Below are 22,780 nucleotides of genomic sequence, written 5' to 3'. Positions count from 1 at the left end.
GCGATTAGCCTGATTTTGCAGGATACCAGCCGGACACTCGAAGAAGAGGAGATTGCCGCGACCGTTGCCAAATGCGTTGCGGCATTAAAAGAGCGATTCCAGGCAACCTTGAGGGATTGAACCTATGGCGCTTACAAAAGCTGAAATGTCAGAGTACCTGTTTGAAAAACTCGGGTTGAGCAAACGCGATGCCAAAGAGTTGGTTGAACTTTTTTTTGAAGAAGTTCGCCGCGCGTTGGAAAACGGAGAACAGGTAAAACTGTCCGGATTTGGTAATTTTGATCTGCGTGACAAAAACCAACGTCCGGGCCGTAACCCGAAAACGGGGGAAGATATTCCTATCACCGCTCGCCGTGTGGTGACGTTCCGTCCGGGACAGAAGTTGAAAAGTCGCGTCGAGAATGCGACACCCAAGGATGCTGACTAATTTCAGTACGACAAAAAGGCCGCTTAGCGGCCTTTTTTTTGTCTAAAACTTGGCCTTTCTTCATGATTTATCCATGATGTAAGGATTTCGTAAGTATGCGGAAAATAAGCTGAAAATCGGTGCTCACCGATAGTGACGGGCGCAACGCATTTGTTATAACAGCGCCATCACAAAACAAGAGGTTTCCGCTGATGAAGAAAACAGCACTTTTATTAAGCATCCTTTTAGGCATGCCGCTGCTGGCTAGCGCCAATGTTTCCGTTAACATCAACACACCGGGCGTATCGATTCATATCGGCGATCAGGATAAGCGTGGCTATTATTGGGATGGCTACGACTGGCGTGCGCCAACCTGGTGGAAGCAGCATCACAACCAGCGCATCGGCACCAAAGGTCCGCACGGTTACTGGAACGGCAATGGCTGGCAGTCACAGCATCCGGGCAACGGCCCGCATCATGACAACAAGCCGCAGCCACATCATGAGCCAGAGCGTCATGATCAACATGACAATCAGTAACGTGATAACCACGGCCAACCAATTCCTCCGCATCGATAAAGCCTCACAAGCGGCGTCATCCGCACGCCGCTTTCTTTTTGCTGTAATCCCACTACAATCAAATCTCTGTTTTCTCAGCCAATCTTATCTATGACTCTGCTGGATCAGCTTGCCTCGCAGGCAAATCGTCGCAGCCAACGCTGGCTAATCGCACTCATTGCGCTGCTGGTGTTGCTGATTGGGCTAAGCCTGTGCGCCGGTGATAGCTGGATTTCTCCCACGCAATGGTTTACGGCCACTGGCGACTTGTTTGTGTGGCAACTGCGCATGCCACGTACGCTGGCCGTGTTGCTGGTAGGCGCCGCGCTGGCGGTGTGCGGCGTGGTCATGCAGGCACTTTTCAATAATCCGCTAGCCGAACCTGGTTTGCTGGGCGTTTCTAACGGCGCAGGAATTGGTCTGGTGTTGGGCGTCATGCTCGGCAACGGTTCGCTGTGGAGTCTGGCGCTGGCGGCGATGGCGGGGGCGTTACTCATCACCTTGATTCTGCTGCATTTCGCGCATAAACAATTATCGGTGAGCCGATTACTTCTGACGGGCGTGGCGCTCGGCATTATCTGTAGCGCTATCATGACGTGGGCGGTGTACTTTAGCACCAGCCTCGATCTGCGCCAGTTACTGTACTGGATGATGGGCGGATTCAGTGGCATTGATTGGCGCTATGGCGGCATGATGCTGGCGCTAGTGCCGGTGACAATCATGTTGATCGCTACTGCGCGCACCTTGAATTTATTGGCACTGGGTGAAACCTCGGCACGTCAGCTAGGATTGCCGCTGCTGCTGTGGCGCAATTTACTGGTGCTGGCGATGGGTTGGCTGGTTGGCGTCAGTGTGGCGATGGCTGGCGCGATTGGTTTTGTCGGATTGGTGATCCCACATTTGCTGCGCCTGAGCGGCTTTAGCGATCATCGCTATTTGTTGCCGGCGGCAGCGCTGGCCGGTGCGGCGGTGCTGCTGGGCGCGGATATCATCGCACGCTTGGTGCTGACTTCCGCCGAGTTGCCGATTGGCGTGGTGACCGCCACACTCGGTGCGCCGCTGTTTATCGTGTTATTAGTGAAATCTTCGCGCTAGCGTTGGCTGGCACCTTGTTATCAACAACAGGAATCGACTATGAGCATCTATCAAACTGAACTGGTTACGCTGGACGGTGATAAAACCACATTGGCAGAATACGAAGGCAACGTGCTGTTGGTGGTGAATGTGGCGTCCAAATGCGGATTGACAGCGCAATACGAACAGTTGGAGTCGCTGCAAAAAGCCTGGCAGGATAAACATTTCAGCGTGTTGGGTTTTCCTTGCAACCAGTTCCTCGAGCAAGAGCCTGGCAGCAACGAAGAGATTAAAACGTTCTGTAGCACCACCTACGGCGTGACTTTCCCGATGTTCGATAAAACCGACGTCAACGGCGCGCAGCGTCATCCGCTGTACGCGCAGTTAACCGCCGCGCAACCGGTGGCACAACGTCCAGAAGGGAGCGGTTTCCTTGAACGTATGGAGAGCAAAGGCCGCGCACCAAAAGCGCCGGGCGATATTCTCTGGAACTTCGAGAAGTTTCTCATCAACAAGCAGGGCAAAGTGGTTGCGCGCTTCTCACCCGATATGACGCCGGATGATCCGCTTATCCTGAAAAGCGTTGAGCAGGCGCTGGCGGAATAAATGCTGTTGCAGTGTCAGGGAGCCAGCGTCGCAGGGCGTTTGGCTCCCGTTAACCTTCAGGTCAATGCCGGTGAACTGATTCATGTAGTTGGCCCGAATGGAGCAGGTAAAAGTACGCTGCTCAATCTGCTTGCAGGTATGCTGCCGGGCCACGGCAAGTTAGAGCTCGCTGGGCAACCGTTGGCGGCGTTGAGTGGCGGGGCGTTGGCGCAATTGCGTGCCTGGTTGCCACAACAGCAAATGGCGCCGGGACAAATGCCGGTTTGGCATTATTTGCGTATGCACCTGAGTGCGGTAACGGCATCAATCGATAGCGTGTTAAGCGATGTGTTAGCGCAATTGAGTTTGCAGGACAAAATCACGCGCAGCCTGACGCAGCTTTCCGGCGGTGAATGGCAGCGTGTGCGGCTAGCGGCGGTGGTGTTGCAGATTCACCCGGCAATCAATCCGCGTGGCAAACTGCTGTTGCTCGATGAACCGATGAGTGCGCTGGACGTAGCACAACAGCGCGCAGTGGATAAACTACTGGTGGAGTTGTGCCAAAGCGGATTGGCGATTGTTGCCAGCGGCCACGATCTCAATCACAGCCTACGCCATGCCGATCGCGTGTGGTTAATGCATCACGGTGCTGTCGTTCAACAAGGCAACACACAAGAGGTGTTGACCGCCGCGCGGTTAACACCAATCTATCAAACCCCGTTTCAACAAATCGATACGGAACAAGGTCCGCTGCTATTTATTCCCTGAGAGATTATTGCGCCGCGTGACGTTTTGCCGCTAAAGTGTCAGCCGGGCAAAGTATTAAGGATAACGTTGATGCGGCTAACAATTTTGATTCTGGCGCTGTTGCTGGCTGGCTGTAGCCATCATGCGCCGCCGCCGAATGGACGCCTGTCCGATTCCATCACCGTTATTGCGCAACTGAATGAGCAACTGAGCCGCTGGCGCGGAACGCCGTATCGTTATGGTGGTTTAAGCCGTGGCGGTGTTGATTGTTCAGGCTTTGTTTATCTTACCTTCCGCGATAAATTCGACATGCAATTGCCGCGCTCAACCATCGATCAAACGGACATTGGTACGCGTATCGACAGAGACGATCTGTTGCCCGGCGATCTGGTGTTCTTCAAAACCGGCAGCGGAGAAAATGGTTTGCATGTCGGGATTTATGACACCGATAACACCTTTATTCATGCCTCTACCAGCCAGGGCGTGATTCGTTCATCACTGGATAATGTTTACTGGCGCAAAGTATTTTGGCAGGCGCGTCGCATCTAAAATCAGCTAGTGCGGCGAATAAATGCATGTAAAAAGAATGGTTATTTCACCCTGAATTAAATCTGAATCCTGCCGATATTTAACTATCATTTAGAATGGCACTTTACCTGCCATCAATTTAATACTAAAAATAAAGCTAAATTTATTTAATTGGTATGGACATTAACCCCGGCTATTTGGCTTAAGTATTATTTAAGACTTAAAACGCGGTAATAGGACAAAAAACGCCACCTCTTCTAACGTTTGGTCCTATTGCCTGCATGTTTTGGTTGATATACGATGCGCCAATTGCCATTGCATCTGGCTTGTAAAATGAAAGTCCATTTGTCCGCCGACTATCAGTCGGAAACCTGGTTTTATCCAGTATATTCATTGACGGGCCAGCTGACCGCAGTTGAGCTGGTGACGCAATTTGTCCATGACACTGCGCCGATTACGTTGCCGCAGGATTTGCTGTTGCCGCAATTAGATGATGCACAACAATTACGTTTGCTGCAGAGCCAGCTTTCATTGCTGGAAAAGTACCGCGACTTTTTTGAGCTGAATCAAATTATCGCTTTGGTACGTATTGATGATTCAATGGCAACAACGCTTTTATCCAGTGAGTTTCTGTTAAGAAAATTCAAACAAATTCCTTTTATTGTTTTGGATATCAGCGAAACGTTTCCGCAATTATCATTAGGAAAAGCGCAACCGTTGTTAGCGGCATTGCAGCAGGAGTTTCGTTTATCACTTTCTCAATTTGGTGCCGGAAAAGCACCGGCAACAGCGGTCTACGATAATCTGTTTAGCGTATTAAAGTTGGATAAAACCTTTATTCAGGGCTTGGCCAAGCGCGCCTCATTTACGCCTTTTATTCAGACGGTTATCGATAATTTTTCCGATTTTGCTCAGCAAATTATTATTTGCGGCATCGACGACAACGTGATGTTAGACAAAATGACCACGTTAAACGGTGCGCACCTGCAAGGTAGCCTGTTCCCGGTGGTTAAAGCAGAACGTTTAAACGATCTGATCTATTCGGACCTGAATCTTCACACGCCTTCTCAGCAGTAATCCTTTCACCTGTCTTCCGCACAGCGTCAGCGTTACACTATTGCTTATCTTAAAAACTCAATGCTGGTGCTCTGCTTAAGCGCACCTTCAGGAGTCTCGATGCAATTTAGCAATAGCTGGCAGCAAGAACTTCCCGGATTCTACACCGCACTGGCCCCAACGCCACTCGAAGGCGGCAAGCTGTTTTATCACAACGCACCGCTGGCGGCTGAAATGGGCCTGGATGATGCGCTGTTTAATGGCGACGGACACGGCGTGTGGTCGGGACGCAAATTGTTGCCCGGCATGTCGCCGCTAGCGCAGGTATATAGCGGTCACCAGTTTGGCGTGTGGGCCGGACAACTTGGCGATGGGCGCGGCATTTTGCTGGGTGAGCAGCAATTGGCGAACGGTCGCAAGCTGGACTGGCATCTAAAAGGGGCCGGATTGACGCCGTATTCGCGTATGGGCGATGGTCGCGCGGTGATTCGCTCCAGCGTACGTGAATTCCTCGCCTCTGAAGCGTTGCATCATTTAGGTATCCCGACCACACGCGCCTTAGCATTATCCATTGGCGATGAACCGGTGTTACGAGAAACCCAGGAACGCGGCGCGATGTTAATGCGCATCGCCGAAAGTCATCTGCGTTTTGGCCACTTCGAGCATTTCTATTATGGCGGTGAGCAGGAAAAAGTGCGCATGCTGGCGGATTACGCCATTCGGCATCACTGGCCGCAGTGGCAGGATGATGCCGATCGTTATCTGTTGTGGTTCACTGACATTGTTAAACGTACCGCCAGTTTGATTGCGCAGTGGCAGAGCGTGGGCTTTGCGCATGGGGTGATGAACACCGATAACATGTCGATTCTCGGATTGACGCTGGATTACGGCCCTTACGGCTTCCTTGATGATTATCAGCCCGGTTACATCTGCAATCACAGTGATTATCAGGGCCGCTACGCTTTCGAAAATCAGCCCATGATCGGTTTGTGGAACCTCAATCGATTAGCGCATGCGTTATCCGGTTTGCTGAGCACGGAGCAACTTAAGTTGGCGCTTGGTCAATATGAAACGGAAATGATGCGGGTTTGGGGCGAGAAAATGCGTGCCAAACTCGGCTTACTCACTGCTGATGCCAACGACAACACCATTTTGACCGGTCTGCTGGGACTAATGACGCAAGAACGCAGCGATTACACGCTGACTTTCCGCTTACTCAGTGACACGCAGCAACAAGAAACCCGTTCGCCACTGCGCGATGAGTTTATTGATCGTGCGGCCTTTGATGCGTGGTACGACAGCTATCGTCAACGCTTGTTGCAAGATCAGGCCAGTGATGAACAGCGTCAGCAGGTTATGAAAGCGGCCAATCCGACGCTGGTGTTGCGCAACTATCTGGCACAGCAGGTGATTGAAGAAGTAGAAGACGGCGAGACGGCGGCGCTGGAAAAACTGCATTTGGCATTACAGCAGCCATTTAGTGATACGGCCGTCAGCGCAGAGTTGCGCCAACGGCCGCCAGAGTGGGGCAAAACGCTGGAAGTGAGTTGCTCCAGCTAAAAGTTAGTTGAAACGGCTGTCGACGGCGGCAGCCAGTTTCGCCAGCACTTCGACGCTGTCATCCCAGCCGAGGCACGGATCGGTGATCGATTGACCGTAAGTCAACGCTTCACCGCTCACCACTTTCTGATTGCCTTCCTGTAAGAAACTCTCAATCATCACACCCGCCACGGCGCGCGAACCGGCGCGAATTTGTGCTGCCACATCATCGGCAACATCACGCTGACGGCGATGCTGTTTCAGGCAATTGCCATGACTGAAATCGATCACCAATTGCTCCGGCAAATTGAAGTCGCGCAGATTTGATGCCGCTGCCGCCACATCTTCAGCGTGATAATTAGGCTGACGACCGCCGCGCAGAATCACGTGACCATGCGGATTGCCGCTGGTTTGGTAAATCGTCATCTGACCGTTTTTGTCCGGTGACAGGAACATATGGCTGGCGCGTGAGGCGCGAATCGCATCTACCGCGATCTGTACGTTGCCATCGGTACCATTTTTAAATCCTACCGGGCAGGAAAGTGCTGACGCCATTTCACGGTGAATCTGGCTTTCGGTGGTACGCGCGCCAATGGCGCCCCAGCTGATCAAATCGGCAATAAACTGGCCGATCACCATATCGAGAAATTCAGTGGCGGTCGGCAGGCCGAGTGCGTTGATATCCAGCAGCAGTTTGCGCGCAATGGCGATGCCGCGATTCACATCGTAGCTGCCATCCAGGTCAGGATCGGAGATCAAACCTTTCCAGCCCACTACCGTGCGCGGTTTTTCGAAGTAAGCGCGCATTACGATTTCCAGTCGATCTTTATGCTGCTCGCGCAATGCGTTCAAACGTTGCGCATATTCCAAAGCCGCTACTGGATCGTGCAGTGAGCACGGGCCAATCACCACCAATAAGCGTGGGTCTTCGCCGGTCAGGATGCGCGCAATGCGCTGGCGTGCGGCGGTAACATTGGCGGCAATATCCGCCGAAATAGGGTGTTCCTGCGCGAGGGCCGCCGGTGTCAACAGGCTGCCGATGCGCGCAGTACGCAGTTCATCAGTCTTGTTCATGGGAAATCTCAAAAATTTGTTCTTCGCAGCGGTGAAATACCGGGAAGTGATGGTGGTCACAATAAACCATTAGTCCGCGAATTCAACCGGCTAAAAACAAAGGAGGTGAAATAATACGGAAGCCAGGCTTTACGGCCTGGCAACTCAAGGCAAGACGATTAATACATGCTGCGGCGCAGGCCCATAATATCGAGGATCTTGGTGGCGATCTCTTCCACAGAATAGTTGGTACTGTTGAGATAGCGGATTTGATTAGTGCGGAACAGCGCTTCAACTTCACCGACTTCAAGACGACATTGGCGCAGCGAGGCATAACGGGTGTTTTCCGCGCGTTCCTGACGAATCGCCGCCAAACGTTCCGGATCGATGGTCAAGCCAAATAGCTTATGTTGATGCGCGCGCAATGCCGGTGGCAATTTCAGGTTATCCATATCATCGGCAATAAACGGATAATTGGCGGCGCGCACGCCGAACTGCATCGCCAGATATAAGCTGGTGGGCGTTTTACCGCAGCGCGATACGCCTAACAGAATAACTTGCGCATCTTCCAGACCGCGCAGCGAAATGCCGTCATCATGCGCGAGGGTGTAATCAATCGCCGCGATACGTGCGTCATATTTGCCAAGGTTGCTGGCGGTTAAACCGTGCGTGCGGTGCGCGACTGGCATTGATGCCACGCCCAATTCACTCTGCAACGGCGCAACCAGCGCCTGCACGATATCCTGACAAAAGCCTTCGCTCTCAAGAATAATTTCGCGCACATCGGGCGTCACAATCGAGAAGAACACCAGCGGACGCACGCCACTCTGCTGATACAGCGCATTGATTTGCGCTTTAACCGCTTGGGCACGCTGCACATTTTCGACAAAAGGCAAGGTTACACTGTTGGTGATCACCGGGAACTGCGATAACACCGCGTGCCCCAATACTTCAGCGGTGATGGCGGTGCCATCAGAAATGTAGAACACGCTGCGTTCAGTGCTCATAGCGAAAAGCCCTCTTAAGTCTGCCTGATCTATTGATGCCAACATTTCATTTTCATCATGATTAAAATGAAATGTCCATATTGATTGCTGTCGAATTCGCAAAGTTGAGTACGCTAATAACCCATATTAGATGAAAAGCTGTTTTGAAAAGGATTATTTGCGCGCACTTTCGTTATCGCGCACAAAATAAAGTGTGGGCGTGTTGCGCAACAAAAATCAATCGCTAACCCTCTGAAATCGGGAAAAATATCGTTATAGCAATCCGTTAGCGTTAAATAATTGGTTTGCGCAACACCATTTATTCCAGGTACTAATCCGATTTTGCTTTTCTTTTCCTGCTTTAACGATTCAACACTTAGTCTTTATTTATGGGTTGTGCCAAGCTGTTTGAGCGTATAGCAAAATGTTACATGTGTTCCTATCATTTAAAAGGATACTTTCAATGTCCAATCAAGACCAACAGTCGCTAGTGCTCTGGTACAACCAGCTTGGCATGCATGATGTTGATCGCGTGGGAGGCAAGAATGCTTCTCTCGGAGAAATGATTACTAATTTGTCGTCGCTGGGTGTTTCCGTGCCAAACGGTTATGCGACCACATCTTACGCATTTAATCTGTTTCTCGATCAAAGCGGACTGAACCAGCGTATTTATGAATTGCTGGATAAAACGGATGTTGATGATGTTGCTGAGCTGGCTCAAGCCGGTAAACAAATTCGTCAATGGGTGGTCGACACGCCATTCCAGCCTGAGCTGGAAGAGGCGATTCGCACTGCCTATGAACAACTCTCTGCTGATGACGCCGACGCCTCGTTTGCGGTGCGCTCTTCCGCCACCGCCGAAGACATGCCCGATGCCTCGTTCGCCGGTCAGCAAGAGACTTTCCTTAACGTGCAGGGTTATGACGCGGTGATCATCGCGGTTAAGCACGTGTTTGCTTCCTTATTTAACGACCGCGCGATTTCCTACCGAGTGCATCAAGGCTACGACCATCGCGGCGTGGCCTTGTCTGCTGGTATTCAGCGCATGGTGCGATCGGATCTCGCCTCGTCGGGCGTGATGTTCACCATTGATACCGAATCAGGCTTTGATCAGGTGGTATTTATCACCTCCGCCTTTGGTTTGGGCGAAATGGTGGTGCAGGGCGCGGTCAACCCGGACGAATTCTATGTGCATAAACCGACGCTGGCAGCCAATCGACCGGCGATTGTGCGCCGCACCATGGGCTCGAAAAAGCTGCGCATGGTGTATGCCGATTCGCAGGAGCATGGCGAGCAGGTACGCATTGAAGATGTCGATCAAGAACAGCGCGATCGCTTCAGTTTGACGGACGACGAAGTGCAGGCGCTGGCGCGTCAGGCGGTGCTGATTGAGCAGCACTACAAACGCCCGATGGATATTGAGTGGGCCAAAGACGGCCACACCGGCAAGCTGTTTATCGTGCAGGCTCGTCCAGAAACCGTGCGATCCAACGGCCAGGTGATGGAACGTTACACCTTGCAGGGTAAAGGCAAAGTGGTGGTGGAAGGCCGCGCGATCGGCCATCGCATCGGCGCGGGTGAAGTGAAAGTGATTCACGACATCAGCGAAATGCACCGCATTGAAAAAGGCGATGTGCTGGTGACCGACATGACCGATCCCGATTGGGAACCTATCATGAAGAAAGCCTCGGCTATCGTCACCAACCGCGGTGGACGTACCTGCCACGCAGCCATTATCGCGCGCGAACTTGGGATTCCAGCCGTAGTGGGCTGCGGCGATGCGACCGATCACTTGAAAGATGGTGCCAAAGTCACGGTTTCCTGTGCCGAAGGCGATACCGGTTATGTTTATAACGACCTGCTGGACTTTGAAGTCACCAGCTCGCAGGTCGATACCATGCCGGATCTGCCGCTGAAAATCATGATGAACATCGGTAACCCGGATCGCGCCTTTGATTTTGCCTGCTTGCCGAACGAAGGCGTGGGATTAGCGCGTCTGGAATTTATCATTAACCGCATGATTGGCGTGCACCCGAAAGCGTTGCTGGAGTTTGACCAGCAGACGCCAGAGTTGCAGCAGCAGATTCGCCAAATGATGAAAGGTTTTGATGACCCGGTGGAGTTCTACGTGGCGCGTCTGACTGAAGGGATCGCCACGCTGGGTGCGGCTTTTGCACCGAAGCGTGTCATCGTGCGTTTGTCGGACTTCAAAACTAACGAATACGCCAATCTGGTCGGCGGCGAACGTTATGAGCCAGAAGAAGAGAACCCGATGCTGGGCTTCCGTGGTGCTGGGCGTTATGTGGCCGACAACTTCCGTGATTGCTTCAAACTCGAGTGTGATGCGGTAAAACGCGTGCGCAACGAGATGGGGCTAACCAACGTTGAGATCATGATTCCGTTCGTGCGTACTGTTGATCAGGCTGAAGCGGTGGTCGCCGAGTTGGCGAAAAACGGTCTGAAACGTGGTGAGAACGGTTTGAAGGTGATCATGATGTGTGAGATCCCTTCCAACGCCTTGCTGGCGGAACAGTTCCTCGAACATTTCGATGGCTTCTCCATCGGCTCAAACGACATGACGCAGCTGGCGCTCGGCCTCGACCGCGATTCTGGCGTGGTATCGGCGCTGTTTGATGAGCGTAACGATGCGGTGAAAGCGTTGTTGTCGATGTCGATTAAAGCGGCGAAGAAGCAGGGCAAATACGTTGGGATTTGTGGGCAAGGCCCGTCAGATCATCAGGACTTCGCTGCGTGGTTGATGGAGCAGGGCATTGATAGCCTGTCGCTCAATCCAGATACCGTGGTTGAAACCTGGCTGGGTTTAGCGGAATTAAACAACGCTAAGCACTAAGCAGTAATTTAAGGCACCTTAGAGACGAATCTACTGTGTCTTAACTGAAATCCCCAGGGCCAGCATTGCTGGCCTTTTCTTTTTGCCGGAAAAAAGCCAAAAAAAAGCCCATCACAGGGGATGGGCAAAGACTACACACAGCAATTCTTCACTTTACTCAGGGGAATAAGGTTGTTTAAAAATCAGTAGCTTGATTCCAAACATACGAAACATGTTATTCATCAGGCCTGCTGGCGTCTTTAAGAATCCTCTTATTAGTTTAAAGCTGATAATCTTTCGTGGTCATTTTCTTAGGGTTTCACCCATGATTCAGTTTGAAAAATAATCATTCCGTTAGCGAAACCTTCCTAAAGCGCCGAAATTTGCGTTTTTTCTTAAAAATCGCTTATGAAAAAAAATTATTAACGCAGGGAAATAGAGGTTGGCGCTGAAGTGGTATTAGGCGGGTTAAAGTAAGGCCAGTGATAAATGGATAAAAAAGGTCGTCATAAATGACGACCCGATAAAAAAAGCCATGTTTATGGCTGTTCTTCTTCATGCTCGGCTAATGCTTCAATTGCGGTTTGCATATCATCATCCGGTTCCGGTGCTTCGTGCATCCACACGGTGACCAGACGATAAGAAACGGCCAGCACCACCGGGCCGATAAACAGGCCGATCATGCCAAAGGCAATCAAGCCGCCAATAACGCCGGAAAGGATCAGGATCATCGGCAAATCTGCGCCCATACGAATCAGCATCGGACGCAATACGCTGTCCAGAGTTCCCACCACGCAGCTCCACACCAATAGCACCGTGCCCCACGTGGTATCGCCGCTCCAGTAAAGCCAGATAATCGCCGGAACCAGCACTACCAACGGACCCAATTGCACCAGGCAGGTGAGAATCATCAATACCGTTAACAGCGTTGCGTAAGGAATGCCGGAAACGGCTAAGCCAATGCCGCCAAGTACGCCTTGCACCAGCGCCGTCACCACCACGCCGAGTGCCACTGCGCGAATCGCTTGTCCCGCCAGCAATACTGCCGCATCGCCACGACGTCCGCTCATGCGATAGGCAAAGTGGCGAATACCGTGACCGACTTGTTCGCCACGCCAATACAGCAGCACGCTAAACAGCAACATCACGAACAGATGCATCATAAAGCGACCAAAGTGTCCGGCCTGCGCTACGAAGAAGCCGGTGGTGCGTCCAATATACGGCTGTACCTGATTGAGGATTGCTGAGCCACCGCCATCGACTAATTTGTGATAGCTGGAATAAAGTTTGTTGCCGGCATACGGGATGTCGCGTAACCAGGCAAAATCGGGCATCACTAAATGGCGTTGCGTCGCCCAGGCAATCACTGGCGCGCTGTTATCAATCAGGCTGCTGACTAGCAGGGCAATAGGGAAGATAAATAGCAGTAACAGTAAAATTGACATGGCGATCACCGCCAGCGAGCGCTTTCCCCACAATAGATGTTGCAGGCGAATCATTAGCGGCCAGGTGGCAATCACCACCATGCTGGCCCAGGCGAAGCCGAGAATAAATGGCTGCACCACCCACAGACAGGCGATGATCATGATCAAAATGAACATCAGCGAAAACAACATTTGCGGTAAATCCATACCGCGTTGCAGGCTTTTCATCACAACGGTTAACCTCAATTGAATCCTTCAGAGTGGCGCTGAACAGCGCCTTAACAATGATGATCCATTTCCTGAAAATTAAACAGGAAAAGCAGCGGCGGCTACGCGGTTTCCTGAAAAAACAGCAGGCAGCAAAAAAATATGATAAAACCAAGGGCTGAAAAAAATCGCTACGCAAACGTTTACAACATCTCGGTCACTCAATAATGATCCCACAGATTTCTCAGGCACCGGGCCTCGTTCAACTGGTGCTGACATTCCTGCAGTTGTTAAAAGAACAAGGCTTTACCGGCGATACCGCCACCAGTTATGCCGATCGTCTTTCACTCTCCACCGACAACAGCATTTATCAGCTATTGCCTGATGCGGCGCTGTTTCCGCGATCCACGGCGGATGTGGCGTTGATTGCGCGCCTGGCGGGCGAACCGCGCTTTAATAGTTTGGTGTTCACCCCGCGCGGCGGCGGCACCGGCACCAATGGCCAGTCGCTGAATCAGGGCATCGTGGTGGATATGTCGCGCTACATGAACCGCATCCTTGAAATCAATACTGAGCAAGGTTGGGTGCGAGTAGAAGCTGGCGTGGTGAAAGACCAGTTGAATGCGTGGCTCAAGCCGTACGGTTTCTTCTTCTCGCCGGAACTCTCCACCAGCAACCGTGCCACTTTAGGTGGCATGATCAATACCGATGCGTCAGGGCAAGGTTCACTGGTGTACGGTAAAACCTCCGATCACGTTGAGGGATTACGCGCGGTGCTGCTGGGCGGCGATATCCTCGATACGCGCGCCATGCCGACTGAACTGGCAGAGCAACTGGCGAAAACGCCCACTGCGGAAGGGCGTATCTATCAGCAAGTGTTAAGTCGCTGCCGCGAACAGCGCGATCTTATCCTGGAAAAATTCCCCAAACTGAACCGCTTCCTGACCGGCTATGATTTGCGCCATGTGTTCAGCGACGATTTGCAAACCTTCGATTTGACGCGTCTGCTGTGCGGCGCCGAAGGCACGCTGGCGTTTATCACCGAAGCGCGGCTGGATATCACGCCAATCCCCAAAGTGCGCCGTTTGGTGAATATCAAATACGATTCGTTCGATTCTGCGCTGCGCAATGCGCCTTTTATGGTGGAAGCCAAAGCGTTGTCGGTCGAAACCGTGGATTCCAAAGTATTGAATCTGGCACGCGAAGATATCGTTTGGCACTCAGTGAATGAATTGATTACCGACGTGCCCGATAAAGAGATGCTCGGCCTGAATATTGTCGAATTTGCCGGAGATGATGGCGAATTGATTGAGCAGCAAATCGATGCTTTGTGTTTGCGTCTCGACGAGCTGATGACGCAACAGATGGGTGGCGTGATTGGCTATCAATTGTGTAACGATTTGGGCGGAATTGAGCGCATCTATAATATGCGCAAAAAATCGGTTGGCCTGTTGGGCAACGCCAAAGGACGCGCCAAACCGATTCCGTTTGTCGAAGATACCGCGGTGCCACCGGAAAATCTCGCCGATTACATTGTTGAATTTCGTGCACTGCTCGACAGCCACGGCTTGAGTTACGGCATGTTTGGTCACGTTGATGCGGGCGTGTTGCACGTGAGACCGGCGCTGGATATGTGCGATCCGCAGCAAGAGTTGCTGATGAAGCAGATCTCCGACGAAGTGGTGGCGTTGACCGCGCGTTATGGCGGTTTGCTGTGGGGCGAGCACGGCAAAGGCTTCCGTGCGCAATACAGCCCGGAATTCTTTGGCGAAACGCTGTTCAACGAACTGCGCCGCATTAAAGCTGCTTTCGATCCCGATAACCGCATGAATCCGGGCAAAATCTGCACGCCAATCAGCAGCAACGAGCCGATGATGCAGGTGGATGCAGTTAAACGCGGCACTTACGATCGCCAGATTCCGGTTACGGTGCGTAATGAGTGGCGTGGTGCGATGGAGTGTAACGGCAACGGCTTGTGCTTCAATTTTGATGCCAACAGCCCGATGTGCCCGTCGATGAAAATCACCCGCAACCGTATTCACTCACCGAAAGGGCGCGCCACCTTAACCCGCGAATGGTTGCGACTACTTTCTGAACAGGGCGTCGATCCGCTACAGCTGGAACAGGCGCTGCCAAAACAGGGTGCCAGCTTGCGCAGTTTGATTCAGCGCACGCGCAACTCCTGGCACGCTAAACAGGGCGAATATGATTTCTCGCATGAAGTAAAAGAGGCAATGTCGGGTTGTCTGGCATGTAAAGCCTGTTCCACACAATGCCCGATCAAGATTGATGTGCCGAACTTCCGTTCACGTTTTTTGCAGCTCTATCACACCCGCTATTTGCGTCCGGTGGCCGATCATTTAGTCGCCAGCGTGGAGAGCTATGCGCCGCTGATGGCCAAAGCACCGAAGGTATTCAATTTCTTCCTCAAACAGCCGTGGATGCGCGAGCTAAGTCAGACGCACATTGGCATGGTGGATTTGCCGATGCTGTCTTCGCCAAGCCTCAAGCAGCAATTAAGCGGACATCCGGCGATGAATGTGACGCTGGAACAACTGGAAGCGCTGGATAGCACGCAGCGTGAGCAATGTGTGCTGGTGGTGCAAGATCCGTTTACCAGCTATTACGAAGCGCAGTTGGTGACGGACTTCGTCAAGCTGATTGAGAAGCTCGGCTATCGTCCTGTGCTGTTGCCGTTTTCACCAAATGGTAAAGCGCAGCATGTGAAAGGTTTCCTGCAACGCTTTGCGCGCACTGCCAGCAAAACCGCGGAGATGTTGAATCGCGTAGCCAAACTTGGCATGCCGATGGTCGGCGTCGATCCAGCCACCGTGCTGTGTTATCGCGATGAATACAATCAGGTGCTCGGTGAGCAGCGCGGTGACTTTAACGTGCAACTGGTACATGAATGGCTGCAAAGCGCGTTGAGCGAAAGGGCGGTACAAACTGCCAGCGGCGAAGCATGGTACCTGTTTGCGCATTGCACCGAAGTCACCGCGTTACCGTCGACGCCGAATCAGTGGCAAGGCATTTTTGCTCGATTTGGTGCGAAGCTGGAAAACATCAATGTTGGCTGCTGCGGCATGGCAGGCACCTACGGGCATGAAAGCAAAAACCTTGATAACTCTCTGGGTATTTACGAGCTTTCGTGGCATCCGCAACTGCAAAGGTTGCCGCGTCAACGCTGCCTGGCGACCGGTTTTTCCTGTCGTAGCCAGGTGAAACGCGCGGAAGGCAACGGTATGCGCCATCCCCTGCAAGCACTTCTGGAAATGATGTAAACAAATTGTAGGAGACGTCACAAAGCTGGATTAGAATATCCAGCCTGCATGACGGACGAAATCACTCTGCAGGCGAGTCGCTTTATCCCACTCGCCGCTGAGCGCAAGTTGATGGCACAAACGTGTTAGCGACAAGCGCGCCAGTTGATAGGCCTGGATACGAAATAAACGGTCACGATCAGCATTGCCCATTTCCTGCACTAAGCGGTGATGGAGCTTGCCCATGGCATGCAAAAAGCTGTGATCGTCGCCGTTTAGTTCGCAGATTTCGGCCATGTCGAGACAGGTATCATTGAAACGACGCAGTTGTTCAAGGGTGCAATCGGTGCGGTTGAGCTTCGCCTGAGCCATGTAGAAGTCAACGGTGATATCACGCACCGAAAACTTATATTCGTCGATTTTATGTTGTAACCAGGCTGAGACGGTAAGCGTCATATCGCCACCCATAATAGGTTAATGATAATCATTATCATATTCAACCGCGACAGGAATGCAATTCCCGCAGTGAAATTTATTGATTTATGCTGCCTGTTAGTAAAATCGGCAATAACAATTTCTTTACAATGTAGAAAGGCGTAACCTATCAATAAACAGTGAAACGTAAAATGGATTTATAGAATTTTACGCCAATTGAACGGGTTACGTTGATAAGGTGCGCACGGGAATGCCACCGCCAATCTGCTTTGAAGCGACTATGCTTAATAAAGCAGCAGTAAAAAACAGCACGAGATGATTATCCCTGCAAAACAAGAGGTTGAAGTGATATCTGATATCACTACCATAGGGGGATAGCCTGAAAAGGCCCAGACTTACGAGGTAGCACAATGTCATCAGTTAATGCCGACTCTTTTTCACCCGAAGATTTCGTCTGGAAAGGGCTCACGCTGACCGAATCGGCAGCGAAACAGATTCTTAACCTGGTAGAACAAGACCCTGAAGTCAAGGGCTTGAAACTGGGTGTGAAAACGTCCGGCTGCGCCGGTTTTGGGTACGTTATGGACCTGGTGAAAGATCCTGCCGATGACGACCTACAGTTTGAGCAATTCGGCGCAAAACTGTTTGTGCCACTTCAGGCGATGCCGTTTGTTGACGGTACCGAGCTGGATTATGTCCGCGAAGGTCTTAACCAGATTTTTAAATTCAACAACCCTAAAGCTCAACACGCCTGCGGGTGCGGTGAAAGCTTTGGCGTCGAGTAAGTAAAACATGTCACGACACACCGAAGCATCTGACGATGTACAAATGTGGGAAGGTAAGCTCAATTATAAAGAGGGCTTCTTTACCCAGTTACAAACCGACGAATTTGCCCACGGCATCAATGAAGATGTGGTGCGTGCGATTTCGGCCAAACGTAACGAACCTGAATGGATGCTGGAATTCCGTCTCAAGGCGTTCCGCGCCTGGGAACAGATGGAAGAGCCACACTGGCTGAAAGCGCACTACGAAAAACTGGATTATCAGGATTACAGCTACTACTCCGCGCCGTCTTGCGGAAATTGTGATGATAGCTGTGCCTCTGAACCGGGCGCCAAACAAACCTCGGGCAGCGTCGCGTCCAGCGATTATCTGACCCAGGAAGTGGAAGACGCGTTCAACCAGTTAGGCGTTCCAGTACGTGAAGGCCGTGAAGTGGCGGTGGATGCGATTTTCGACTCCGTCTCCGTTTCGACCACTTATCGCGACAAGTTGGCTGAGCAGGGCATCATCTTCTGTTCATTCGGTGAAGCGATTCACGATCATCCAGAATTGGTGCAGAAGTATCTCGGCACGGTGGTTCCACCGAACGATAACTTCTTCGCCGCGCTGAACTCCGCAGTGGCATCCGACGGTACTTTCGTTTACATCCCGAAAGGCGTGCGTTGCCCAATGGAGCTGTCGACCTATTTCCGTATCAATGCGGCAAAAACCGGTCAGTTCGAGCGCACCATCTTGGTTGCCGATGAAGACAGCTATGTCAGCTACATCGAAGGTTGCTCCGCGCCGGTGCGTGACACCTACCAGCTGCACGCCGCAGTGGTAGAAGTGATCATCCATAAAAACGCCGAAGTGAAATACTCCACCGTGCAGAACTGGTTCCCAGGCGGTGAAGGCGAGGGCGGTATCCTCAATTTCGTGACCAAGCGTGCGCTGTGCGAAGGCGATCACAGCAAGATGTCGTGGACGCAATCTGAAACCGGTTCAGCAATCACCTGGAAATATCCAAGCTGCATTCTGCGCGGTGATTACTCGATTGGTGAGTTCTACTCAGTGGCACTGACTGCGGGTCGCCAGCAAGCGGATACCGGCACCAAGATGATTCACATTGGTAAGAACACCAAATCGACCATCATCTCCAAAGGTATTTCTGCCGGTAAGAGCCAGAACACCTATCGCGGCCTGGTGAAAATCATGCCAACCGCCACCAACGCGCGTAACTTCACCCAGTGTGATTCGATGCTGATTGGTGCCGAGTGCGGTGCGCACACCTTCCCGTATGTGGAGACGCGCAATAACACTGCACATCTGGAGCATGAAGCCACGACCTCGCGTATCGGTGAAGATCAGATGTTCTACTGCTTGCAGCGTGGCATCAGCGAAGAAGATGCGATTTCAATGATCGTCAACGGCTTCTGCAAAGACGTTTTCTCCGAGCTACCACTGGAATTCGCCGTGGAAGCGCAAAAATTGTTAGCAATCAGCCTTGAGCACAGTGTGGGCTGATGCCCGTTGCCGGAAGCAATGTGAAGGAAAGAGTATGTTAAGCATTAAAGATTTGCAGGTTAGCGTTGAAGACAAAGAGATTTTGCGCGGTCTGAACCTTGAAGTAAAACCGGGTGAAGTTCACGCCATCATGGGACCAAACGGTTCGGGTAAAAGTACCCTGTCTGCAACGCTGGCGGGCCGTGAAGATTACGAAGTCACTGGCGGTTCAGTCACCTTCAAAGGCAAAGACCTGCTGGAGCTTGAGCCAGAAGAGCGTGCCGGTGAAGGCATCTTTATGGCGTTCCAGTATCCGGTAGAAATTCCGGGCGTCAGCAACCAGTTCTTCTTGCAGACCTCAGTTAATGCGGTGCGCAAATACCGTGAGCAGGAACCGCTGGATCGCTTCGACTTCCAGGATTTCATCGAAGAAAAAATCCAATTGCTGAAAATGCCGGAAGATTTGCTGACCCGTTCAGTCAACGTTGGTTTCTCCGGTGGCGAGAAAAAGCGTAACGATATTCTGCAAATGGCGGCACTGGAACCTGAGCTGTGCATCCTTGATGAAACCGACTCCGGTCTGGATATCGATGCGCTGAAAATCGTGGCAGAAGGCGTAAACAGCCTGCGCGATGGTAAGCGTTCATTCATCATCGTTACGCACTACCAGCGTATCCTCGATTACATCAAGCCAGATCACGTGCACGTACTGTATCAGGGCAAAATCGTTAAATCCGGCGACTTCACGCTGGTGAAACAGTTGGAGGAGCAAGGCTATGGCTGGCTTACCGACCAAGAGTGATAACGCCCTGCAGCAGTGGCATCACCTGTTTGAATCGCGCGGTGAAGTGCGTTCTTTGCAGGCGCAGCAACACTGGCAGCAATTAATGCGTGTTGGCTTGCCAACGCGTAAGCACGAAAACTGGAAATACACGCCGCTGGATGGCTTGCTGGCGCAGCAATTTGTGCTGCCACAGCCGCAAGTCGTCAGCGCAGAGCAGGTTGACGCGCTGGCATTGCCGATTGATGCCGTGCGCCTGGTGTTTGTCGATGGACGTTTCCAGTCTGCGCTGAGCAGCCGTGATACCGGCCTGTTCGAAATTCAGCACGCGCAGGCATCTGAACGTCGTCCGCTGCCGGCACCAATTCAGCCAGAAGTGTTTCTGCATCTGACCGAAAGTCTTGCAGAAGAAGCGACCACCATCCGCCTGGCGCGTGGCAAATCAGCGGCGAAACCGCTGTATCTGCTGCACATCACCAGCGGTCAGGAAAGCGGTACCAATACCGTGCATCACCGCCACCATCTGCAGCTGGAAACCAGCGCAGAAGCGGAAGTGATTGAGCACTATGTGACGTTGAATGATGTCGCGCACTTTACTGGCGCACGTTTCACCTTCGACGTCGCGGATAACGCCAAATTGCAGCACATCAAGCTGTCGTTTGAGAGCGATAAAGCCTATCACTTCGCGCACAATGATGTGGTGATTGGTCGTGATGCACAAGTCAGCACTACCAGCTTCCTGCTGGGTGCCGGTTTGTCGCGCCACAACACCAGCGCGCAGTTGAACGGTGAAAACACCAATTTGGCGATCAACAGTTTGTCTCTACCAGTGAACCAGGAAGTGTGCGATACCCGCAGCTATCTGGAGCACAACAAAGGCCACTGCATCAGCCGTCAAATGCACAAAGTTATCGCGCGTGACAAAGGTCGTGCGGTGTTCAACGGCATGATCAAAGTGGCGCAGCACGCGTTGAAAACTGACGGGCAGATGACCAACAACAACTTGTTGCTGGGCCGTTTGGCTGAGGTCGATACCAAGCCGCAGCTGGAAATCTATGCTGATGACGTGAAGTGCAGCCACGGTGCGACCATTGGTCGTATTGATGAAGAGCAGATGTTCTATCTGCGCTCGCGCGGTATTGATGAAGCCTCGGCACAGCGCATGATCATCCATGCCTTTGCCGCTGAACTGACTGAATCGCTGGAGAATCCGGTACTGCGTCAGGTGGTGCTTCAGCGCATTGCCGCGCGTATCCCGGGAGTTGAGTCATGACTTTCGATCTCGAACGCATCAGAGCGGAATTTCCGATTCTGAAACGTGAGGTCAACGGACATCCGCTGGCCTACCTTGATAGCGCGGCCAGCGCTCAGCGCCCGCTGGCAGTGATCAATGTGGAAAGTTATTTCTATCAGCACGGCTATGCGGCCGTGCACCGCGGCATCCACTCGTTAAGCGCGCAAGCGACCACCGATATGGAGAATGTGCGTCATCAAGCGGCACGTTTTCTTAATGCTGCGTCGCCAGAAGAGATCATCTTCGTTAAAGGCACCACTGAAGGCATCAATCTGGTGGCTAACAGCTGGGGCGGCAGTCAGCTGCAACCGGGCGACAACATCATCATTACGGAGATGGAGCATCACGCCAACATCGTGCCGTGGCAGATGGTGGCACAGCGCACCGGTGCAGAGATTCGCGTACTGCCGCTGAACCAACAGGGCGAGCTGGCGTTAGAACAACTGAGCGGTTTGATCGATAGCCGCACGCGTTTGCTGGCGGTAACGCACGTTTCCAACGTGCTCGGCACCGTTAACCCAGTGAAAGCCATCGTGGCGCAAGCGAAAGCGGCGGGCGTGGTGACCTTGGTGGATGGCGCGCAAGCGGTGATGCATCACACGGTTGATGTGCAGGATATCGATTGCGATTTCTACGTGTTCTCCGGCCATAAAATTTATGGTCCGACCGGCATTGGTGTGCTGTACGCGCGTAAAGCGTTGCAGGAGATCATGCCACCGTGGGAAGGCGGCGGTTCGATGATCGCTGAGGTGGTGCTGCCAATGGGCACTACTTACAACAGCACGCCGTGGCGCTTTGAAGCGGGCACCCCGAATACCGGTGGCATCATCGGTTTAGGTGCGGCATTAACGTGGATTAGCGAACTGGGCCTGGATGTGATTCATCAGCGCGAATCAATGCTGATGCGTTATGCGCTGGATAAACTGGCTGCGGTGCCAGATCTGGTGATTTACGGCCCGGAAAATCGCAGCGGTGTGGTTGCCTTTAACCTCGGCAAGCATCATGCGTTTGATGTCGGCAGTTTCCTCGATCAATACGGTATTGCTATCCGCACTGGCCATCACTGCGCCATGCCGCTGATGCGTCATTACGATGTGCCGGCCATGTGTCGCGCCTCCTTCGCGTTGTATAACACCGAAGAAGAAGCCGATCGTCTGGCCGCAGGTTTGATCCGTATTCATCGTCTGCTGGGCGGTTGAGCAGATTTCAGGAGTGATCCATGGCGAATTTGCCAGATAAAGAGAGATTAGTGCGCAACTTCAATCGTTGCGCCAACTGGGAAGAGAAGTACCTCTACATCATTGAACTCGGTGGGAAATTACCAGAATCCTCTGAAAGCTTACAGCAGCCAGAGTACGTGATTTCCGGGTGTCAGAGCCAAGTGTGGATTCGTATGACACCACAAGCAGATGGCACCATAGCCTTCGAAGGTGACAGTGATGCTGCCATCGTTAAAGGTTTGATTGCAGTGGTATTTAGCCTGTATCAAGGGCTTAAGGCGCCAGAGATTCTCGATCTCGATGTGCGTCACTGGTTCGGCGAATTAGCGCTGACCTCACACCTCACTCCCTCGCGTTCACAAGGGCTGGAAGCGATGATCCGCGCGATCCGCCTTAACGCTCAGAGCCTCAGCTAAGTTACACTCTCCAGACCCCGGCTTGACCGGGGTCTGTTCTATCCGACAAAGAGAAAATTGCATGAAACCAGCCTTACGTTTAGCCGGTGCATTGCTGTTGTCCTGTTGCGGACTCTC

At 52.2% G+C, this 22,780-nt stretch carries 21 protein-coding genes and 1 other RNA gene; 17 read left to right on the top strand and 5 right to left on the bottom strand.

Features of this window, described 5'->3' with window-relative positions:
- Nucleotides 1–124: 124 nt before the first annotated feature.
- The 8 genes from ihfA to ABDW13_RS20400 all read left to right on the top strand — a co-directional run bounded on the left by ihfA (nucleotide 125) and on the right by ABDW13_RS20400 (nucleotide 6,513).
- Complete coding sequence (ihfA, locus tag ABDW13_RS20435) at nucleotides 125–427, top strand: integration host factor subunit alpha (RefSeq protein ID WP_007892687.1); 303 nt, start codon at nucleotides 125–127, stop codon at nucleotides 425–427.
- 191 nt (nucleotides 428–618) lie between these two features.
- A complete protein-coding gene (locus tag ABDW13_RS20430; protein ID WP_343554370.1) occupies nucleotides 619–945 on the top strand; it encodes a DUF2502 domain-containing protein in 327 nt (108 codons plus the stop codon).
- 129 nt (nucleotides 946–1,074) lie between these two features.
- Nucleotides 1,075–2,058: a vitamin B12 ABC transporter permease BtuC gene (btuC, locus tag ABDW13_RS20425; RefSeq protein ID WP_343554369.1), complete on the top strand. Its 984-nt coding sequence runs from the start codon at nucleotides 1,075–1,077 to the stop codon at nucleotides 2,056–2,058.
- Between the two features lie 39 nt (nucleotides 2,059–2,097).
- Complete coding sequence (locus tag ABDW13_RS20420; RefSeq protein WP_343554368.1) at nucleotides 2,098–2,643, top strand: glutathione peroxidase; 546 nt, start codon at nucleotides 2,098–2,100, stop codon at nucleotides 2,641–2,643.
- Complete coding sequence (gene btuD, locus ABDW13_RS20415) at nucleotides 2,644–3,390, top strand: vitamin B12 ABC transporter ATP-binding protein BtuD (RefSeq protein ID WP_343554367.1); 747 nt, start codon at nucleotides 2,644–2,646, stop codon at nucleotides 3,388–3,390.
- Nucleotides 3,391–3,459: 69 nt separating this feature from the next.
- Nucleotides 3,460–3,918 (top strand): NlpC/P60 family protein, encoded by a 459-nt coding sequence (locus tag ABDW13_RS20410; protein ID WP_343554366.1) that lies wholly within the window; start codon nucleotides 3,460–3,462, stop codon nucleotides 3,916–3,918.
- Nucleotides 3,919–4,230: 312 nt separating this feature from the next.
- A complete protein-coding gene (locus ABDW13_RS20405; protein WP_343554365.1) occupies nucleotides 4,231–4,974 on the top strand; it encodes an EAL domain-containing protein in 744 nt (247 codons plus the stop codon).
- 99 nt (nucleotides 4,975–5,073) lie between these two features.
- Nucleotides 5,074–6,513 carry a YdiU family protein gene (locus tag ABDW13_RS20400; RefSeq protein WP_343554364.1) on the top strand — a complete coding sequence of 480 codons (1,440 nt, stop codon included), beginning with the start codon at nucleotides 5,074–5,076 and terminating at the stop codon, nucleotides 6,511–6,513.
- A 3-nt stretch (nucleotides 6,514–6,516) separates the two neighbouring features.
- Here the strand turns inward: ABDW13_RS20400 and ABDW13_RS20395 are convergent, their stop codons facing one another.
- Together ABDW13_RS20395 and ABDW13_RS20390 are read right to left on the bottom strand one after the other, a co-directional pair.
- On the bottom strand, nucleotides 6,517–7,566 hold the full coding sequence (locus tag ABDW13_RS20395; protein WP_343554362.1) for a 3-deoxy-7-phosphoheptulonate synthase: 1,050 nt from the start codon (nucleotides 7,564–7,566) through the stop codon (nucleotides 6,517–6,519).
- A 158-nt stretch (nucleotides 7,567–7,724) separates the two neighbouring features.
- Nucleotides 7,725–8,552 (bottom strand): pyruvate, water dikinase regulatory protein, encoded by an 828-nt coding sequence (locus ABDW13_RS20390; protein WP_343554361.1) that lies wholly within the window; start codon nucleotides 8,550–8,552, stop codon nucleotides 7,725–7,727.
- A gap of 442 nt (nucleotides 8,553–8,994) precedes the next feature.
- Between ABDW13_RS20390 and ppsA the strand changes: the two genes are divergently transcribed.
- Nucleotides 8,995–11,382 carry a phosphoenolpyruvate synthase gene (gene ppsA / locus ABDW13_RS20385; protein ID WP_343554360.1) on the top strand — a complete coding sequence of 796 codons (2,388 nt, stop codon included), beginning with the start codon at nucleotides 8,995–8,997 and terminating at the stop codon, nucleotides 11,380–11,382.
- A 96-nt stretch (nucleotides 11,383–11,478) separates the two neighbouring features.
- Here the strand turns inward: ppsA and rprA are convergent.
- Together rprA and ydiK are read right to left on the bottom strand one after the other, a co-directional pair.
- An RNA gene (gene rprA / locus ABDW13_RS20380) (antisense sRNA RprA) lies at nucleotides 11,479–11,586 on the bottom strand.
- Between the two features lie 314 nt (nucleotides 11,587–11,900).
- Complete coding sequence (gene ydiK / locus ABDW13_RS20375) at nucleotides 11,901–13,013, bottom strand: AI-2E family transporter YdiK (protein WP_343554371.1); 1,113 nt, start codon at nucleotides 13,011–13,013, stop codon at nucleotides 11,901–11,903.
- Nucleotides 13,014–13,045: 32 nt separating this feature from the next.
- On the opposite strand from ydiK, the gene ABDW13_RS20370 reads away from it, so the two are divergent.
- Both ABDW13_RS20370 and ABDW13_RS20365 read left to right on the top strand, forming a co-directional pair.
- A complete protein-coding gene (locus tag ABDW13_RS20370; protein WP_343554359.1) occupies nucleotides 13,046–13,174 on the top strand; it encodes a hypothetical protein in 129 nt (42 codons plus the stop codon).
- A gap of 45 nt (nucleotides 13,175–13,219) precedes the next feature.
- Entirely contained in the window at nucleotides 13,220–16,273 is a 3,054-nt protein-coding gene (locus tag ABDW13_RS20365) for an FAD-binding and (Fe-S)-binding domain-containing protein (RefSeq protein WP_343554358.1), read from the top strand.
- 30 nt (nucleotides 16,274–16,303) lie between these two features.
- Here ABDW13_RS20365 and ABDW13_RS20360 read toward each other — a convergent pair whose 3' ends face one another.
- Nucleotides 16,304–16,708 (bottom strand): hypothetical protein, encoded by a 405-nt coding sequence (locus ABDW13_RS20360; protein WP_343554357.1) that lies wholly within the window; start codon nucleotides 16,706–16,708, stop codon nucleotides 16,304–16,306.
- Between the two features lie 389 nt (nucleotides 16,709–17,097).
- Here ABDW13_RS20360 and sufA point away from each other — a divergent pair, with 389 nt between their 5' ends.
- Genes sufA through sufE form a run of 6 tightly spaced genes read left to right on the top strand, consistent with a single transcriptional unit; the run spans nucleotide 17,098 to nucleotide 22,663 of the window.
- Nucleotides 17,098–17,472: a Fe-S cluster assembly scaffold SufA gene (gene sufA / locus ABDW13_RS20355; RefSeq protein WP_007892717.1), complete on the top strand. Its 375-nt coding sequence runs from the start codon at nucleotides 17,098–17,100 to the stop codon at nucleotides 17,470–17,472.
- A 7-nt stretch (nucleotides 17,473–17,479) separates the two neighbouring features.
- Entirely contained in the window at nucleotides 17,480–18,973 is a 1,494-nt protein-coding gene (gene sufB / locus ABDW13_RS20350; protein WP_343554356.1) for a Fe-S cluster assembly protein SufB, read from the top strand.
- A gap of 34 nt (nucleotides 18,974–19,007) precedes the next feature.
- Nucleotides 19,008–19,754: a Fe-S cluster assembly ATPase SufC gene (sufC, locus tag ABDW13_RS20345; protein WP_343554354.1), complete on the top strand. Its 747-nt coding sequence runs from the start codon at nucleotides 19,008–19,010 to the stop codon at nucleotides 19,752–19,754.
- A complete protein-coding gene (gene sufD / locus ABDW13_RS20340; RefSeq protein ID WP_343554353.1) occupies nucleotides 19,729–21,006 on the top strand; it encodes a Fe-S cluster assembly protein SufD in 1,278 nt (425 codons plus the stop codon). The genes sufC and sufD overlap by 26 nt, the downstream gene beginning before the upstream one ends.
- Nucleotides 21,003–22,226 (top strand): cysteine desulfurase SufS, encoded by a 1,224-nt coding sequence (gene sufS / locus ABDW13_RS20335; RefSeq protein WP_343554352.1) that lies wholly within the window; start codon nucleotides 21,003–21,005, stop codon nucleotides 22,224–22,226. Before sufD ends, sufS begins: the two co-directional genes overlap by 4 nt.
- Nucleotides 22,227–22,246: 20 nt before the next feature.
- Nucleotides 22,247–22,663 carry a cysteine desulfuration protein SufE gene (gene sufE, locus ABDW13_RS20330; protein WP_343554351.1) on the top strand — a complete coding sequence of 139 codons (417 nt, stop codon included), beginning with the start codon at nucleotides 22,247–22,249 and terminating at the stop codon, nucleotides 22,661–22,663.
- The last annotated feature ends 117 nt before the right edge of the window (nucleotides 22,664–22,780 follow it).

The organism is Pantoea sp., assembly GCF_039594315.1.
In the GTDB taxonomy this organism is placed as follows: Bacteria; Pseudomonadota; Gammaproteobacteria; order Enterobacterales; family Enterobacteriaceae; genus Pantoea.
Note: the sequence above shows the minus strand (reverse complement) of the source record. Positions and strands in the feature narration are given on the sequence as shown.

Excerpts from the sequence above, each read along its gene's own strand:
- sufD (WP_343554353.1), top strand. The coding sequence starts at position 19,729 with ATGGCTGGCTTACCGACCAAGAGTGATAACGCCCTGCAGCAGTGGCAT.
- ABDW13_RS20420 (WP_343554368.1), top strand. The coding sequence starts at position 2,098 with ATGAGCATCTATCAAACTGAACTGGTTACGCTGGACGGTGATAAAACC.
- ABDW13_RS20360 (WP_343554357.1), bottom strand. The coding sequence starts at position 16,708 with ATGACGCTTACCGTCTCAGCCTGGTTACAACATAAAATCGACGAATAT.
- ABDW13_RS20395 (WP_343554362.1), bottom strand. The coding sequence starts at position 7,566 with ATGAACAAGACTGATGAACTGCGTACTGCGCGCATCGGCAGCCTGTTG.
- ABDW13_RS20400 (WP_343554364.1), top strand. The coding sequence starts at position 5,074 with ATGCAATTTAGCAATAGCTGGCAGCAAGAACTTCCCGGATTCTACACC.
- ABDW13_RS20365 (WP_343554358.1), top strand. The coding sequence starts at position 13,220 with ATGATCCCACAGATTTCTCAGGCACCGGGCCTCGTTCAACTGGTGCTG.
- sufS (WP_343554352.1), top strand. The coding sequence starts at position 21,003 with ATGACTTTCGATCTCGAACGCATCAGAGCGGAATTTCCGATTCTGAAA.
- ABDW13_RS20390 (WP_343554361.1), bottom strand. The coding sequence starts at position 8,552 with ATGAGCACTGAACGCAGCGTGTTCTACATTTCTGATGGCACCGCCATC.
- ydiK (WP_343554371.1), bottom strand. The coding sequence starts at position 13,013 with ATGAAAAGCCTGCAACGCGGTATGGATTTACCGCAAATGTTGTTTTCG.
- btuD (WP_343554367.1), top strand. The coding sequence starts at position 2,644 with ATGCTGTTGCAGTGTCAGGGAGCCAGCGTCGCAGGGCGTTTGGCTCCC.
- sufB (WP_343554356.1), top strand. The coding sequence starts at position 17,480 with ATGTCACGACACACCGAAGCATCTGACGATGTACAAATGTGGGAAGGT.
- btuC (WP_343554369.1), top strand. The coding sequence starts at position 1,075 with ATGACTCTGCTGGATCAGCTTGCCTCGCAGGCAAATCGTCGCAGCCAA.
- ppsA (WP_343554360.1), top strand. The coding sequence starts at position 8,995 with ATGTCCAATCAAGACCAACAGTCGCTAGTGCTCTGGTACAACCAGCTT.
- sufE (WP_343554351.1), top strand. The coding sequence starts at position 22,247 with ATGGCGAATTTGCCAGATAAAGAGAGATTAGTGCGCAACTTCAATCGT.
- sufA (WP_007892717.1), top strand. The coding sequence starts at position 17,098 with ATGTCATCAGTTAATGCCGACTCTTTTTCACCCGAAGATTTCGTCTGG.
- ABDW13_RS20410 (WP_343554366.1), top strand. The coding sequence starts at position 3,460 with ATGCGGCTAACAATTTTGATTCTGGCGCTGTTGCTGGCTGGCTGTAGC.
- ihfA (WP_007892687.1), top strand. The coding sequence starts at position 125 with ATGGCGCTTACAAAAGCTGAAATGTCAGAGTACCTGTTTGAAAAACTC.
- ABDW13_RS20405 (WP_343554365.1), top strand. The coding sequence starts at position 4,231 with ATGAAAGTCCATTTGTCCGCCGACTATCAGTCGGAAACCTGGTTTTAT.
- sufC (WP_343554354.1), top strand. The coding sequence starts at position 19,008 with ATGTTAAGCATTAAAGATTTGCAGGTTAGCGTTGAAGACAAAGAGATT.
- ABDW13_RS20430 (WP_343554370.1), top strand. The coding sequence starts at position 619 with ATGAAGAAAACAGCACTTTTATTAAGCATCCTTTTAGGCATGCCGCTG.